Origin of the sequence: Variovorax sp. R-27, from assembly GCF_049913215.1 — a bacterium.
Classification (GTDB): domain Bacteria; phylum Pseudomonadota; class Gammaproteobacteria; order Burkholderiales; family Burkholderiaceae_C; genus Variovorax.
On sequence record NZ_CP183984.1, the window covers coordinates 3,066,517 to 3,081,010 of the forward strand.

The following is a 14,494-nucleotide window of genomic DNA, read 5'->3' on the forward strand; positions in this document are numbered from 1 at the left end:
CCTTGCGTGTCACGTCCACGCGCGCTCCAACCCCTCGATAGAACATGAACGAAGGCCACCCCGTCCAGGCACTGTGGTGCGATCCCGCCGACGGCGTCGTCGCGCGGATCGTCCGCGCGCTCGCCGAGCGCCAGCTGCATGCCGCCCGCACCGTGGTGCTGGTGCCCTATGCGCAGCTGATGGGCGTGGCGCGCGCCATGTGGGCGCGATGCGGCAGCCCCGGCTTCGTGCCGCGCTTCGAAACCACCTACAACTGGGCCCGCAGCGCGGGCGGTTTCGTGCCGACCGGCTACGACATCGCGCATGACATGGCGCGCGATCTCGTCACGGCGCAGGCACTGCTGTCGCAGGCCGGTTTCAACGCCGAGCGCTTCGCCTTGGCCGGCCGCGTCGTCGAGCTGGCGTATCAACTGGCGCCCCTCGCCGCTGCCGTGACGCCCGAGGAGCGGGGCGGCGAATGGGCGCAGCGCGCGGCAGGCGTGGCCGAGGCGGGCAGCGAATCGGAGTGGTTCCGCATAGAAAGCGCGCTGATCCGCATCGCCGTCGCGTGGACCTCGACCTCGGGCTACGCAACCGACGTGCTCCAGCGCGACAGCACCCGCGCGCAGGTCGATGCGCTGATCGTGCTCGAGGGCTTCCAGACCGATCCGCTCACGCAATCTCTCTGCAAGCTGTGGGGCGACCATGCCCTTCATCTCTCGCTCGTGCCCTCCGGTGTGCTGGCGCAACCCTGTGCCTCGCACATCGCCCTCGACCCCGAAGACGAGGCCGAACTCGCCGCCGCCTGCGTGCTGCGCCACCTCGCCGAAGACCGCGCACCGGTCGCCCTGGTCGCGACCGACCGTGCCCTCACGCGCCGTATCAGCGCCCAGTTGAGCGCGCAAGGCGTCGTCACGCACGACGAAACCGGCTGGAAGCTTTCGACCACGCGCGCCGCCGCCACGCTGATGAGCGCGTTGCGCGCCTGCGCCCACGACGCCGCCAGCGACCAGGTGCTCGAATGGCTCAAGAGCGGCGTCGACGGTGACGCACCGACCGTACAGCTGCTCGAAGCACGTCTGCGCCGTGAAGGCCAGCGCGACTGGTCGGCGTGGTGTGCATTCATGGCACGCAGCGAGAAACCACAAGACGCCACGCTGCTGTCCTTCACCGAGGCCATCGAAGAGCGCCGAGCGCCCATGACCCGCTCGCGCCCCTTGGCCGAATGGCTGCGCGCGCTGCGCGAACTGCTGGAGGCGAGCGGCCAATGGGCGTTGCTCGACGAAGACCTCGCCGGCGGCAAAGTGATCGGCGCCCTGTGGCTCGATGCCGGCGCGCACGGCGACGACGACGAATTCCCCGGTGGCCGTCACACGCTGGCCGAATTCACCGCCTGGGTCCGCGACGTGCTGGAAGACGCGAGCTTCGTGCCCCCCGCTGGCGACCAGGCCCCGAAGGTCGTGGTGCTGCCGCTATACCAACTGCTGGGCCGCGCGTTCGGCGCGGTGGTCATTCCCGGTTGCGACGACCGCCGCCTACCCGCATCGCCCGAGCCGCCCGGCAACTGGAGCGCGGCGCAGCGCCTCGAACTGGGCCTGCCGTCGCGCGAAACGCTCGAAGCTGCACAGCGTGCGGCCTGGGCTGCGGCCTTGCACAACCCGTCGTGCGAGTTGATCTGGCGCCAGTCCGACGCCAGCGGCGAGCCGGTGCGGCCCAGCCCGCTCGTACAGGCGCTGCAGCTCGACCACGCGCTGCAGCCCTCGGCCGACCCGCGCACACCGCGCGAGGTGGCAGTGCAGCCAACAAAGTATCCGACCCCCTCGGGCGCGCTCCTGCCGCTGGAGAACATCTCCACCAGCGTGTACGAAGACCTGCGGCGCTGCCCCTACCGTTTTTTCGCGCTGCGGCAACTGGGCCTGCGCAGCGCAGACGAACTCGACGCCGAGATCGACAAGCGCGACTTCGGCAACTGGCTGCATGCCGTGCTCGGCCACTTCCACGAGGCGCTGGCCGCAACCCCGACGCAGGATGCGCAGGAACGCACCGCTCTCATCGAAGAGGCGGCTCGGCGGTCGATGCACGAGCTCAGCCTCTCCGAGGCTGAGTTCCTGCCTTTCGCTGCGGCATGGCCCGCGGTGCGCGACGGCTATCTCGGCTGGCTCACCGGGCACGAGGCGGCCGGAGCCGTCTTCGCCGAAGCCGAGCCGTGGAAAGAGCAGCCGCTGGGCAACCTGCGGCTGATCGGCCGGCTCGACCGCATCGACCGCATGCCCGACGGCCAAGCCTTCGTGATCGACTACAAGACCGAGTCGGCAGCCGTCAGCAAGGAGCGCGTGAAAGACCCGACCGAAGACACGCAGCTGGCCTTCTACGCCGCGCTGGTGGCCGACGACACCTTGCGCGCGGCCTACGTCAACGTGGGCGAAAAATCCTCCGGCACGCAGACCGTCGAGCAGCCTGCCGTCGTGGAAGCCAGGGACGCACTGGTGGCCGGCATCATCCATGACTTCACGCGCATCGCGCAGGGTGCGGCGCTACCGCCACTGGGGGAGGGCGCTGTCTGCGACTACTGCGCGGCCCGCGGCCTCTGCCGCAAGGACTTCTGGGAGGCGTCGAAATGAACGGCGCAGCCTACGAGCACAACGGCCAGCACGTCACGCGCGAGGCCTTCTACACCGTCGCATGCGACCCGCGCCGCTCGGTTGCCGTCGAGGCCTGCGCCGGCGCAGGCAAGACCTGGATGCTGGTGTCGCGCATCCTGCGTGCGCTGCTCGAAGAGGGCGAATCCGCCTGCGAGCCGCACGAGATCCTGGCCATCACCTTCACGAAGAAGGCGGCCGGTGAAATGCGCGAGCGGCTCGACCAGTGGCTCGAAGACTTCGCCGAACGAACACCGGAAGAGCTGGTCAGCCAGCTCGTGATGCGCGGCGTCGAGCCTGCAGCCGCGCTGGCTGCCGTGCCGCGCCTGAAAGGCCTCTACCGACGCTTGCTCGAAGGCGGCCGGCCGGTGCAGTTCCGCACCTTCCACGCCTGGTTCGCGGGTCTGCTGCGCAACGCGCCGCTCGCGGTGCTGCGCGAGCTGGGCCTGCCCTCGAACTACGAACTGCTCGAAGACGACGCCGAGGCGCGCGGGCACACATGGCGGCCATTCTTCGAGGCCGTGACCGCCGACAAGAACGCGCTGGCCGACTACTACGCCGTCGTCGCCACGCACGGCCGCTCGCAGACGGCCAAGGCTTTGAGCGAGGCGCTGTCGAAGCGTGTCGAATTCTCTCTGGCCGATGCGGAGAACGCCGTGCTGCACTTCAGCGTGTTCTATCCGTCGCTCGCAGGCCTGGACGATCCGACCGAGGCCTTGCGGGGCGAGCAGGTTCGCCAGCGTTGGCTCGACCGCGCCGCTGCGCTCGGCCGCGAGAGCAACAAGACGCCGCAGAAGGCGGCCGAAGCCATCATCGACGTGTTCGGCACGGGCGAACCCTCCGGCGATTCGCTGGCGGCCGCGCTCGCGCACCTGCGCAAGAACTTCTTCGTGGCGACCGAGGACCGCCTCAACAAGAACCTGCAGAAATTCCCTGCCGCGCAAGAGGCGGAGGCCGAGTTGCAGGTGTTGTGCGGCGCGCAGGCCCAGCACGCCGCATGGCTCTACCAGCAGCGCATGACGCGGCTCACGCGCATCCTGATCGCGGCTTTTGCCGATGTGAAGCGCGCCCGCGGTTGGGTCGACATGAACGACGTCGAGCAGGCTGCGCAGTTGCTGCTCGGCCAGTCGGCCCTGTCGGGATGGGTGCAGGAGCGGCTCGACGCGCGCATCGCGCATCTGCTGATCGACGAGTTCCAGGACACCAACCCGCTGCAATGGCAGGCGCTCTACGGCTGGCTCAGCGCGTACACGGGTGCTCAGGGCCGCGCGCCGCGCGTGTTCATCGTGGGCGACCCGAAGCAGAGCATCTACCGCTTCCGTCGGGCCGAGCCGCAGGTGTTTATCGCTGCCAAGAAGTTCGTGCGCGAAGGGCTCGACGGCGAGCTGTTGAACTGCGACCACACCCACCGCAATGCGCGTTCCGTGGTCGGACTGGTCAACGCAGCGATGCTGGCCGCACAGGAGGCCGGCGAGTTCGACGGCTACCGCGCCCACACCACCGAGCGCGGCGACGAAGGCGAACTGCTCAAGCTGCCGGCCATCGACCGTGATGCGCTCGGCGATATGGCCGAAGCAGCGCCGGCCGACGACGGCATGCTGCACTGGCGCGACAGCCTCGTCACGCCGCGCGTGCTGCCCGAAGAGCAACTGCTGCAGAAAGAATGCGAACAGGCCGCGCAATGGGTCGCGCAGCGCATCGCCGACGGCACGCCCCCGCGGCAGATCATGGTGCTGGCGCGCAGGCGCAGCCGGCTCTCGGCCATGCAGGACGCGCTGCGCCAGCGCCACATCCCCGTGCAGCAGCCCGAGAAAAACGACCTGCACGACGCGCCCGAAGTGCAGGACGTGGTTGCGCTGATCGACGCGCTGGTGTCGCCTGCGCACGATCTTTCGCTGGCGCGGGCGCTGAAGTCGCCGGTGTTCGGCATCGACGACGACGCGCTGGTGCAACTCGCGCTGCGCCAGCGCGAGCGCGGGGCGGTGAGCTGGTTCGCGTTGATCCAGAAGGACGAGAGCCTGCCTCCAGCGTTGATCGAGGCGGGCCCGAAGCTCAAGAAATGGCAGCGCTGGCTGATGACGCTGCCGCCCCACGACGCGCTCGACGCGATCTTTCACGACGGCGACCTGCTCGCGAAATTCGGCGCCGCGGTTCCGGCCGCGATGCGCCAGAGCGCGCTGGCCAATCTGCGCGGCGTGTTGTCCGCGTCGCTCGACATCGATGGCGCGCGTTTCGCCACGCCGTATGCACTGGTGCGCGCGCTGCGTGCGGGCGGCGTTCGCGCCCCGACAGTAGCAGCGCCCGATGCGGTGCAATTGCTGACCGTGCACGGCGCGAAGGGGCTGGAAGCCGACACCGTGCTCATGCTCGATTGCGACGCGCCGCCACCGCGCGCCCAGACCATGGGCGTGCTCGTCGAATGGAGGGGCAGCGACAGCGCGCCGACGCGCTTCGTGTTCCTCGCAAGCGAGAAGACGCCGCCGGCCTGCGCCGCAACGCTGCTCGAAGAAGAGCAACGCGCGCGCCACCGCGAAGAACTCAATGGCCTTTATGTGGCCACCACGCGGGCGCGCGAGCGGCTGGTGCTGTCGTCGGTGCGTCCGGCGCGTGCCAACGAAGGCAGCTGGTGGACGCGCCTGGAGCCCCTGTGCGAGCCCACCGAGGCCGACGAGCCGCTGGTCGCGCTTCCAACCGAGACCGGCGCCGCCAGCTTCTCGATGAAGCACATGCCGGTAGCGCCTGCACCCACCGAACAACCGTCTGCAAAGAAGGCTGCCAACACCACGATCGATGCGCGAGCCGCCGCTTTCGGCCAGGCCATGCACCGGCTGCTCGAATGGGCGGTGCCGGGCGAGCCGCTGCCAGCGGCCCACGTGCGCGCCGCAGCCCGCGAATTCATGCTCGATGCCCAGCAGGCACGCGGTGCCGCCGCGCTGGCCCAGCGCATCCGCGCGGGCGAAGGGGCGTGGGTGTGGGACGATCGCAGGGTCGACTGGCATGGCAACGAAGTCACGCTGGTGCATGAAGGCGAAACCTTGCGCATCGACCGTCTGGTGCGCGAGCGCGACGGCGGCGCCTGGTGGATCCTCGACTACAAATCCGCGGCGCGCCCCGAACGGGACGCCGCGCTGATCGCACAGATGCAGCGCTACCGCGCGGCAGTGCAACATGCCTATCCCGGTGCCACGGTGCGCGTCGCGTTCCTCACCGGGCAGGGCGAACTGGTAAATCTCGAATGACTGTTTCCCCTACCGTCGCCGTCATCGGCGGCGGACCTGCTGGCCTGATGGCGGCTGAAGTCTTGAGCGCCTCCGGTGCGCAAGTGCACGTCTATGACGCGATGCCTTCGGTGGGCCGCAAGTTTTTGCTGGCCGGCCGCGGCGGGCTGAATCTCACGCATTCGGAGCCCTTCGATGTGTTCATGAGCCGCTTCGGCGAGCGCCGCGCGCAGCTGGAGCCGATGCTTGCGCAGTTCGGGCCGCAGCAGGTGCGCGAATGGGCGACCGGCCTTGGAATCGAGACCTTTGTCGGCACGTCGGGGCGTGTGTTTCCGACCGACATGAAGGCCGCGCCGTTGCTGCGTGCGTGGCTGCATCGGCTGCGTGCGGCGGGTGTGCAGTTTCATATGCGGCATCGCTGGGTGGGCGATGGATCATTCGATGCGGCGGCATTGCGATTCTCGACACCCGCTGGCGACGTCACTGCAAAGGCCGATGCCGTGGTGCTGGCACTGGGCGGCGCAAGCTGGGCGCGCCTCGGCTCTGACGGCGCTTGGGCGCCATGGCTGCAGGCGCAGGGCGTGGAGGTGGCGCCGCTGCTGCCCGCCAATTCCGGTTTCGACGGCACGGGCTGGAGTGAGCATTTCTCCAGCCGTTTTGCGGGGCAGCCCTTCAAATCGGTCGCTATTTCTTTTACCGACAGCCAGGGGCGGCACTTTGCGCGCAAGGGCGAGTTCGTTGCCACGGCCACGGGGATCGAAGGCAGCTTGATCTACGCGGCATCGGCGCTGCTGCGCGACGAGATCGCTGCAAAAGGAAGTGCGACGCTGCTGCTGGACCTGCTGCCCGACCGCAGCGCCGAGCAGGTCCTGGCCGCGGTCACGCATCCGCGCGGCGCTCGCTCGCTCAGCAGCCACCTCAAGAGCCGGCTTGGGCTAGAAGGCATCAAGGCCGGCGTGTTGCACGAAGCATTGAGCCGCGAAGCGATGCAGGATGCGGCGCAACTGGCGGCAACGATCAAGGCCGTGCCTTTGAAGCTCGTCGCGACGCGGCCGGTCGACGAGGCGATCAGCACGGCAGGCGGCGTGCGCTTTGATGCGCTGGATGCGCAGTTGATGGCGAACGCACTACCCGGCGTGTTCGCGGCGGGGGAGATGCTCGATTGGGAAGCGCCGACTGGTGGCTACTTGTTGACGGCGTCGATGGCCAGTGGCGCTGCGGCAGCACGCGGCGCGATCCAGCGGCTGGGCCTGTGAAGGCCTCGCGCCGTTGGAATTTTTGTCGCTGAGAGGTTTTGCAAGCCTCGTTTCATTTCGCACGGAATGAAACGAAGCCGCTGAAGAGGTTGACGAGCCTTACCCCTGGCACTGACTACGCAGTTAGGGCTGCTTGGTTCCCCACCTGACCCGGTTGGCCACTTCACCATGCAGGGAGGCCCGTCAGCACGCATTGTAACCCCCCAGGATGCGCGCACTTCGTGTCGCTTCTCCTTCCCCCTGCCGGGGGGGCGATACCTGAGGCCCCGGTGAAGCCGGTTCCTCGGTGTCCCACGAAAAGGCAGGCCTTTTTGATTGCGGGGTAGGGCTGAGGGCCGGCGCCGTGCCTTTTAGAATGCCCGCAATGTCTTATCTCGTGCTCGCTCGCAAGTTCCGTCCGAAAACCTTCGGTGAGATGGTCGGTCAGGGGCATGTGGTTCAGGCGCTCGAGAACGCGTTGACCACGCAGCGCCTGCATCACGCCTATCTTTTCACCGGCACCCGGGGTGTCGGCAAGACCACGGTCTCGCGGATTCTGGCGAAGTCACTCAACTGCCAGGGGCCGGACGGGCAGGGCGGCATCACGGCCACGCCGTGTGGCGTGTGCCAGGCCTGCCGCGACATCGACTCGGGTCGCTTCGTGGACTACACCGAGCTCGACGCGGCCTCGAACCGCGGCGTGGACGAGGTGCAGTCGCTGCTCGAACAGGCCGTCTACAAGCCGGTGCAGGGGCGCTTCAAGGTCTTCATGATCGACGAAGTGCACATGCTCACGAACACCGCGTTCAACGCGATGCTGAAGACGCTCGAGGAGCCGCCTGAGTACCTCAAGTTCGTGCTGGCCACGACCGATCCGCAGAAGGTGCCGGTCACGGTGTTGTCGCGCTGCCTGCAGTTCAACCTGCGGCCGATGGCGCCCGAAACGGTGCTCGAGCACCTCACCAGCGTGCTGCAGACCGAGAACGTCCCGGCCGAGCCGCAGGCGCTGCGCCTGCTGGCGCGCGCGGCACGCGGCTCGATGCGCGACGCGCTGTCGCTCACCGACCAGGCCATCGCATTCGGCAACGGCGAGTTGGTCGAGGCCGGCGTGCGTCAGATGCTCGGCAGCGTCGATCGCGGCCATGTGTTCCGCCTGATCGAGGCGCTGGCGCAGGGCGATGGCAGGACGGTGGTCGAGACATCGGAGGCGCTGCGCGTAGACGGCATGTCCGCCGCCTCCACGCTCGAGGAAATGACGGCGGTGCTGCAGGCCATGGCCGTGCTGCAGGCCGTGCCCTCGCGGGCGGAGTCGGCCGATTCCGCCACCGACCCCGACGCGGCCGACACCGCTCGCCTCGCCGCGCTGATGCCGGCCGACGAGACGCAGCTGCTCTACAGCCTGTGCCTGCATGGCCGCGGCGAGCTGGGCCTGGCCCCCGACGAGTACGCCGCCCTGACCATGGTGCTGTTGCGGCTATTGGCCTTCAAACCTTCCAGCGCGGCTGCTTCGACGGCCTCCCCGGAAAAAAAAACTCTGAATGAAGCTGCGGCCGCGGCGCCGGTAGCTCCGGCGCGCGCCGTGCCACCCGCTCCAGCCCCCGCGCCGGTGGCTCGCCCCCCGGTCGAATCGCCTGCTGCACCCGCGCCAGCGCCTGCCTACGCTGCCTCGGTTCCCGCCGGCCATCGCCTCGCAGTGGTCGATGAACCCCGGCAGGCCGAACCCCGCCCCGGCGCTGCCGCAGAAGCACCCGCCCGGGTTGTCGGCGTGCCCATCCGCGTGCAGCCTCCGCCCAGTGCCCGCGACACGCCACGCGCCGACGAGCCGCGCAGCACCTTCACCCCCATTCCGACCAGCGAAGACGGCGATTTCTGGTACGCCACGGTCTCCCAACTGATCGCGGCCGAGGCCATCGCCGCCTTGGCGCGTGAACTGGCGCTGCAGTCGCAGCTGGTGGGCCGCGACACTGACCAGTGGCTGCTGCGCATCGAGCGCGAAACGCTCAACCAGCCGTCCAGCCGCGAAAAGCTGACGGCTGCGCTGGGCAGCCTGGGCCACGACGTCAAGCTCGCCATCGAGATCGGCAGCGTGGTCGACAGCCCCGCGCGCCGCAACAAACAGGCCGCGGATGAGCGGCAGCGCGTGGCCGAAGAGGCCATCCTCAGCGACCCCGAAGTGCAGGCACTGATGCGCGACTTCGATGCGAAGATCGTCCCTGGCACGCTGAAACCAGCCTGAGCTTCCGTCTCTCTTATCCTTCACCCACTTTCCAACCAGACACAGGACCAACGATGTTCAACAAAGGACAACTGGCCGGCCTCATGAAGCAGGCGCAGGCAATGCAGGACAACCTCAAGAAGGCCCAGGAAGAGCTGGCCCACATCGAGGTCGAAGGCGAATCCGGCGCCGGCCTCGTCAAGGTCGTCATGACTTGCAAGCACGACGTCAAGCGCATCACCATCGACCCCAGCCTGCTGGCGGACGACAAGGACATGCTCGAAGACCTTGTGGCTGCCGCCTTCAACGCTGCCGTGCGCAAGGCCGAGGAAACCAGCGAGCAGAAGATGGGCAAGCTGACGGCCGGCATGCCAGGTCTCCCGCCCGGCATGAAGCTGCCGTTCTGAGCGAGCGGCCGCAATAAATGGCAGACGCCAGTTCGCTCGACGCCTTGGTCGATGCGCTGCGCCGCCTGCCCGGTGTCGGCGTCAAGTCGGCCTCGCGCATGGCATTCCACCTGCTGCAGCACGACCGCGAGGGCGCACAGCTGCTCGCACGCGCACTGCAGCAGGCCGCAGGCCACGTGCGGCATTGCGAGCGCTGCAACACCTTTACCGAGGCGCCGGTCTGCAACGTCTGCCTCGACACGCGACGCGATGCGAGCAAGCTCTGCGTGGTCGAGACGCCGGCCGACCAGGCCGCGCTCGAACGCACCGGCGCGTTCCGCGGCTATTACTTCGTGCTGATGGGCAAGCTCAGTCCGCTCGACGGCATAGGGCCGAAGGACATCGGCCTGCAGAAGCTCTTCGACCGCGCGCGCGACGGCACGGTGAGCGAGGTCATCCTTGCCACGAACTTCACCGCTGAGGGCGAGGCCACCGCGCACGTGATCGGCGAAGCTCTGAAGCAGCATGGCCTGACCGTGACGCGCCTTGCGCGTGGCGTGCCGGCAGGCAGCGAGCTCGAGTACGTCGATCTCGGCACCATCGCCCATGCCCTGGTAGACCGCAGGTAACACGAGCAACGCTGTCCGGGCACTCGCGTTTCCGCTCGATATAGCAATACTTTTTCTGGCGCGATGAAGCCTTGGCGAAGGCTTCTCGGAGAGGCCTTCGTGCTTACGTGAAAACCCGCACGGGATCACCCCGATGCAGCCGTGTGGTGCGGCCCCTAAGCTCGATTCAGTTCTTACGAGTCACAGAGCCAACGGGCAACGTTTCATGCTTCATCGCCGCACTCTCATTTCAGCTACTGCCGCCATTGCCGCTGCAACCATCGCGTTGCCGCGCGTCTTTGCACAGCAGGCGAAGCTGGAGAAGACGAAGATCTCCATCGCGGTCGGCGGCAAGGCGGCGTTCTACTACCTGCCGCTCACCATTTCGGAGCAGCTCGGCTACTTCAAGGCCGAAGGGCTCGATGTGGAGATTTCCGATTTCGCCGGCGGCGCGCGTGCGCTGCAGGCGGTGGTCGGCGGTTCGGCCGATGTCTGCTCAGGCGCTTACGAACACACCATCAACCTGCAGGCCAAGAACCAGTTCTTCCAGGCCTTCGTGTTGCAGGGCCGTGCACCGCAGATCGCGGTGGGCGTGTCGACCAAGAACATGGCCGGCTACACCGGCATCCAGGATCTCAAGGGGAAGAAGATCGGCGTCTCCGCGCCGGGCTCGTCGACCAACATGGTGGCCAACCTCGTGCTCTCGCGCGGCGGGCTCAAGGCCAGTGACGTGAGCTTCATCGGCGTGGGCGTGGCGGCCGGTGCGCTCACCGCGCTTCGCTCGGGCCAGATCGACGCCATCAGCAACACCGACCCGGTGATGACGATGCTGGAGCAGAAGGGTGACGTGAAGATCATCAGCGACACGCGCACGCTCAAGGGCACGCTGCAGGTGTTCGGCGGCACGATGCCGGCGGCCTGCCTGTATGCGTCGAGCGAGTTCATCCAGAAGAATCCCAACACCTGCCAGGCGCTGGCGAATGCCATCGTGCACGGCCTGAAGTGGCTGCAGACGGCGGGGCCCGGCGACATCATCAAGACGGTGCCCGAGACCTATCTGCTCGGCGATCGCGCGCTGTATCTCGCGTCGTTCGACAAGGTGCGCGAATCGATCGCCACCGACGGCCTCGTGCCAGTCGACGGCCCCAAGACCGCGCTCACCGCGATCGCGAGCTTCGACACCACCGTGAAGGCCGACAAGATCGACCTCGCGAAAACCTACACCAACGATTTTGCTAGGCGCGCGAAAGACAGGTTCAAAGCCTGATTCCGAACGTCCCCGCGACCCGGCCTCGGCCGGGTTTTTTACGCCATGTCCGACTACGCACTCGAACTTCTCTCCATCAGCTGCACCTTCCATTCGAAGGACGATCCGGGCCAGCGCTACACGGCGGTGGCCGACACCACGCTGCGCATCAGGGCAGGGGAGTTCGTCTCGGTGGTCGGACCCACAGGCTGCGGCAAGTCGACGCTGCTGAACGTGGGCGCGGGCCTGCTCGAACCCTCTTCGGGCACCGTGAAGGTCTTCGGCCAGACGCTCGAGGGCATCAACACGCGCGCCGGCTACATGTTCCAGACCGAAGCGCTGATGCCCTGGCGCAGCGCCGTCGACAACGTGATGGTGGGCCTGCAATACCGCCGCGTGCCCGATGCCGACGCACGCAGGCAGGCCGAGGCCTGGCTCTCGCGCGTGGGCCTCACGGGCTTCGGCGACCGATATCCGCACCAGCTTTCCGGCGGCATGCGCAAGCGCGTGGCGCTGGCGCAGACGCTGGTGCTCGACCCCGACATCATCCTCATGGACGAACCCTTCAGCGCGCTCGACGTCCAGACGCGCCAGTTGATGGAGAACGAGGTGCTCGACCTCTGGAGCGCGAAGAAGAAGGCGGTGCTGTTCATCACGCACGACCTCGACGAGGCCATTGCGATGAGCGACCGCGTGGTGGTGCTGTCGGCCGGCCCGGCGACGCACCCCATCGGCGAGTTCGCCATCGACCTTGCAAGGCCGCGCGACGTGGCCGAGGTGCGCACGCAGCCGCGCTTCGTCGAGCTGCACACCCAGATCTGGGAGGTGTTGCGCGACGAGGTGCTCAAGGGTTATGCGCAGCAACTGAGGAAGGCTGCCTGATGCCGCGCCTCGGACTCAATGAACGCAACGCGCGCTTCTGGCAGCTGGCGCTGCTGGTGGTGATCCTGGTGGCGTGGCACATCGCCTCGCGCAACCAGCAGTTCGCCTTCTTCCTCGGCGAGCCGATCCAGGTGGCGGGCCGCATCTGGAGCTGGTTCCTGCCTTTTGAACTGCCGGCCAATGCGCTCTTTCCCGAAGGGCTGAAGGGCAACGCCGACATCTACCAGCACCTGGGTACCACGCTGCTGGAGACAGTGCTGGCCTTCGTCATCGGCACAGTGCTGGGCCTGGCCTGCGGGCTGTGGCTGGCGCTCGCGCCCACGGCGAGCCTGATCCTCGACCCCTACATCAAGGCCGCCAATTCGATGCCGCGCGTGATCCTCGCGCCCATCTTCGCGCTGTGGTTCGGGCTGGGCATCTGGAGCAAGGTGGCGCTGGCGGTCACGCTGGTGTTCTTCATCGTGTTCTTCAACGTCTACCAGGGCGTGCGCGAGGTGAGCCCGGTGGTGCTGGCCAACGCGAAGATGCTGGGCGCCAACCAGCGGCAGCTGCTGCGCACGGTGTACCTGCCGAGCGCGACCAGCTGGGTGTTTTCCAGCCTGCACACTTCGGTCGGCCTGGCCTTTGTTGGTGCGGTGGTGGGCGAGTACCTGGGCTCGGCGCGGGGCGTGGGTTATCTGATTCTGCAGGCTGAGGGCACCTTCGACGTCAACACGGTGTTCGCCGGCATTGTGGTGCTCACGGCCTTTGCGCTGGCGCTCGACGGGATCGTAGGGCTCATCGAAAAGCGCCTGATGAAGTGGCAGCCGAAGACCGGCGAGACCGAAAAGCTCTAGAGCCCTCATGCGATGATCCTGCGCGGCGCTGAGGAGTGCCGCAACGATCCACGGGGGTAAACGAACAATGAGCCACGACCACAAGCGGGCCACGACCTTGCGCTCGCGCGACCAGGCCGCCAAGGTTTCGAACGAAGAGCTGTTCTTCGACCTGGTCTACGCGTTTTCAGTCACGCAGCTTTCCCACTACCTGCTGGACCACCTCACGCTATTGGGTGCGCTCCAGACACTGGTCATGTGGTTCGCTGTCTGGCTGGGCTGGCAGTACACGGCCTGGACCACCAACTGGTTCAACCCCAGCGCGCTGCGCATCCGCGGCGTGCTGTTCGCGATCATGCTGCTGGCCATGGTGATGGCCTCGGCGCTGCCGGGGGCCTTTGCCGAGCGGGGACTGGCGTTCGCGCTGTGCTTTGTGGGCATCCAGGCGGGGCGCACGCTCTGCATGCTGATCGCCATCGGCCCCAACGATCCGCTCACGCCCAACTTCCGCCGTCTGCTGGCCTGGAACTGCGTGGCCGGGGTGTTCTGGATTGCCGGTGGCCTGGTCGACGGGCCGGCCCGCCTCGCGCTCTGGTTCGGCGGCGTTTTGTGCGAGTACATCGCACCGATGATCGGCTTGCGCTTTCCGGGCCTGGGCCGTTCGCTGACCAGCGACTGGACCATCGACGGCGGCCACCTCGCCGAGCGCTGCCAGCTGTTCGTGATTGTTGCGCTGGGCGAGTCGGTGCTGGCCACCGGCATCGCCTTCGGGCACCACCCCGAATGGCATGGGAGCGATCTGTTCGCGCTGCTCGTGGGCTTCGCGGGCAGCCTGGCGATGTGGTGGATGTACTTCGACACCAGCGCCAAGGAAGCGACCCATGTCATCGAGCATGCGGCGGACCCGGGCGGCGTCGGCGCCAAGTTCCACTACACGCACGTCATTCTGGTGGCGGGCATCATCGTCTGCGCTGTGGCGGACGAGCTGACCATCGGAGAGGGCTCGCACCATGCCGAGCTCAAGTACCTCGGTGCGCTGATCGGCGGCCCGGCGCTCTATCTGTTCGGCAATGCGCTGTTCAAGCGCGTGGTGCGCGGCTTCCTGCCGCAATCGCATCTCTATGGGCTGGGCCTGCTGGCGGTGCTTGCGGTCTTCGCGTCGCACATGACGGTGATGGTGGTGGGCACGCTCACAACGGTCATCATGATCGCCGTGGCCGCGCTGGAGGCGGTGGTACGCCGCAGGGCGTGGGCCGCCAAGGCCCACTGAA

The 14,494-nt window shown here is 67.5% G+C and carries 10 protein-coding genes and 1 other RNA gene; 10 read left to right on the top strand and 1 reads right to left on the bottom strand.

What is annotated here, in order from left to right; translation table 11 throughout:
• The first annotated feature begins 44 nt into the window (after positions 1–44).
• Genes ACN9MV_RS14235 through ACN9MV_RS14245 form a run of 3 tightly spaced genes read left to right on the top strand, consistent with a single transcriptional unit; the run spans position 45 to position 7,092 of the window.
• Entirely contained in the window at positions 45–2,600 is a 2,556-nt protein-coding gene (locus ACN9MV_RS14235) for a PD-(D/E)XK nuclease family protein (RefSeq protein ID WP_426392798.1), read from the top strand.
• Positions 2,597–5,857, top strand: coding sequence for a UvrD-helicase domain-containing protein (locus ACN9MV_RS14240; RefSeq protein WP_426392800.1), 3,261 nt, complete (start codon positions 2,597–2,599; stop codon positions 5,855–5,857). Before ACN9MV_RS14235 ends, ACN9MV_RS14240 begins: the two co-directional genes overlap by 4 nt.
• Positions 5,854–7,092 (top strand): TIGR03862 family flavoprotein, encoded by a 1,239-nt coding sequence (locus tag ACN9MV_RS14245; protein WP_426392802.1) that lies wholly within the window; start codon positions 5,854–5,856, stop codon positions 7,090–7,092. Before ACN9MV_RS14240 ends, ACN9MV_RS14245 begins: the two co-directional genes overlap by 4 nt.
• Positions 7,093–7,180: 88 nt before the next feature.
• On the opposite strand, the gene ffs is transcribed toward ACN9MV_RS14245, so the two are convergent.
• An RNA gene (ffs, locus tag ACN9MV_RS14250) (signal recognition particle sRNA small type) lies at positions 7,181–7,277 on the bottom strand.
• Positions 7,278–7,456: 179 nt separating this feature from the next.
• Between ffs and dnaX the strand changes: the two genes are divergently transcribed.
• From dnaX to ACN9MV_RS14285, 7 genes are all read left to right on the top strand, one after another.
• A complete protein-coding gene (gene dnaX / locus ACN9MV_RS14255) occupies positions 7,457–9,307 on the top strand; it encodes a DNA polymerase III subunit gamma/tau (RefSeq protein WP_426392804.1) in 1,851 nt (616 codons plus the stop codon).
• Between the two features lie 53 nt (positions 9,308–9,360).
• Positions 9,361–9,693, top strand: a complete 333-nt coding sequence (locus tag ACN9MV_RS14260) for a YbaB/EbfC family nucleoid-associated protein (protein ID WP_007836669.1) — start codon at positions 9,361–9,363, stop codon at positions 9,691–9,693.
• A 17-nt stretch (positions 9,694–9,710) separates the two neighbouring features.
• Positions 9,711–10,301: a recombination mediator RecR gene (gene recR, locus ACN9MV_RS14265; RefSeq protein WP_093054337.1), complete on the top strand. Its 591-nt coding sequence runs from the start codon at positions 9,711–9,713 to the stop codon at positions 10,299–10,301.
• A gap of 205 nt (positions 10,302–10,506) precedes the next feature.
• Positions 10,507–11,547, top strand: a complete 1,041-nt coding sequence (locus tag ACN9MV_RS14270) for an ABC transporter substrate-binding protein (RefSeq protein ID WP_093054339.1) — start codon at positions 10,507–10,509, stop codon at positions 11,545–11,547.
• A gap of 45 nt (positions 11,548–11,592) precedes the next feature.
• The gene (locus ACN9MV_RS14275) at positions 11,593–12,408 is read left to right on the top strand and encodes an ABC transporter ATP-binding protein (RefSeq protein ID WP_426392807.1); all 816 of its coding nucleotides are present in this window, start codon (positions 11,593–11,595) and stop codon (positions 12,406–12,408) included.
• Positions 12,408–13,244 carry an ABC transporter permease gene (locus ACN9MV_RS14280; RefSeq protein WP_093054343.1) on the top strand — a complete coding sequence of 279 codons (837 nt, stop codon included), beginning with the start codon at positions 12,408–12,410 and terminating at the stop codon, positions 13,242–13,244. Before ACN9MV_RS14275 ends, ACN9MV_RS14280 begins: the two co-directional genes overlap by 1 nt.
• 67 nt (positions 13,245–13,311) lie before the next feature.
• Positions 13,312–14,493 (top strand): low temperature requirement protein A, encoded by a 1,182-nt coding sequence (locus ACN9MV_RS14285; protein ID WP_093074979.1) that lies wholly within the window; start codon positions 13,312–13,314, stop codon positions 14,491–14,493.
• Position 14,494 lies beyond the last annotated feature (1 nt).

What these genes read in the sequence shown, in the direction of transcription:
- ACN9MV_RS14240 (WP_426392800.1), top strand. Translation starts at nt 2,597, where the DNA reads ATGAACGGCGCAGCCTACGAGCACAACGGCCAGCACGTCACGCGCGAG.
- ACN9MV_RS14270 (WP_093054339.1), top strand. Translation starts at nt 10,507, where the DNA reads ATGCTTCATCGCCGCACTCTCATTTCAGCTACTGCCGCCATTGCCGCT.
- ACN9MV_RS14285 (WP_093074979.1), top strand. Translation starts at nt 13,312, where the DNA reads ATGAGCCACGACCACAAGCGGGCCACGACCTTGCGCTCGCGCGACCAG.
- recR (WP_093054337.1), top strand. Translation starts at nt 9,711, where the DNA reads ATGGCAGACGCCAGTTCGCTCGACGCCTTGGTCGATGCGCTGCGCCGC.
- ACN9MV_RS14245 (WP_426392802.1), top strand. Translation starts at nt 5,854, where the DNA reads ATGACTGTTTCCCCTACCGTCGCCGTCATCGGCGGCGGACCTGCTGGC.
- dnaX (WP_426392804.1), top strand. Translation starts at nt 7,457, where the DNA reads ATGTCTTATCTCGTGCTCGCTCGCAAGTTCCGTCCGAAAACCTTCGGT.
- ACN9MV_RS14275 (WP_426392807.1), top strand. Translation starts at nt 11,593, where the DNA reads ATGTCCGACTACGCACTCGAACTTCTCTCCATCAGCTGCACCTTCCAT.
- ACN9MV_RS14280 (WP_093054343.1), top strand. Translation starts at nt 12,408, where the DNA reads ATGCCGCGCCTCGGACTCAATGAACGCAACGCGCGCTTCTGGCAGCTG.
- ACN9MV_RS14235 (WP_426392798.1), top strand. Translation starts at nt 45, where the DNA reads ATGAACGAAGGCCACCCCGTCCAGGCACTGTGGTGCGATCCCGCCGAC.
- ACN9MV_RS14260 (WP_007836669.1), top strand. Translation starts at nt 9,361, where the DNA reads ATGTTCAACAAAGGACAACTGGCCGGCCTCATGAAGCAGGCGCAGGCA.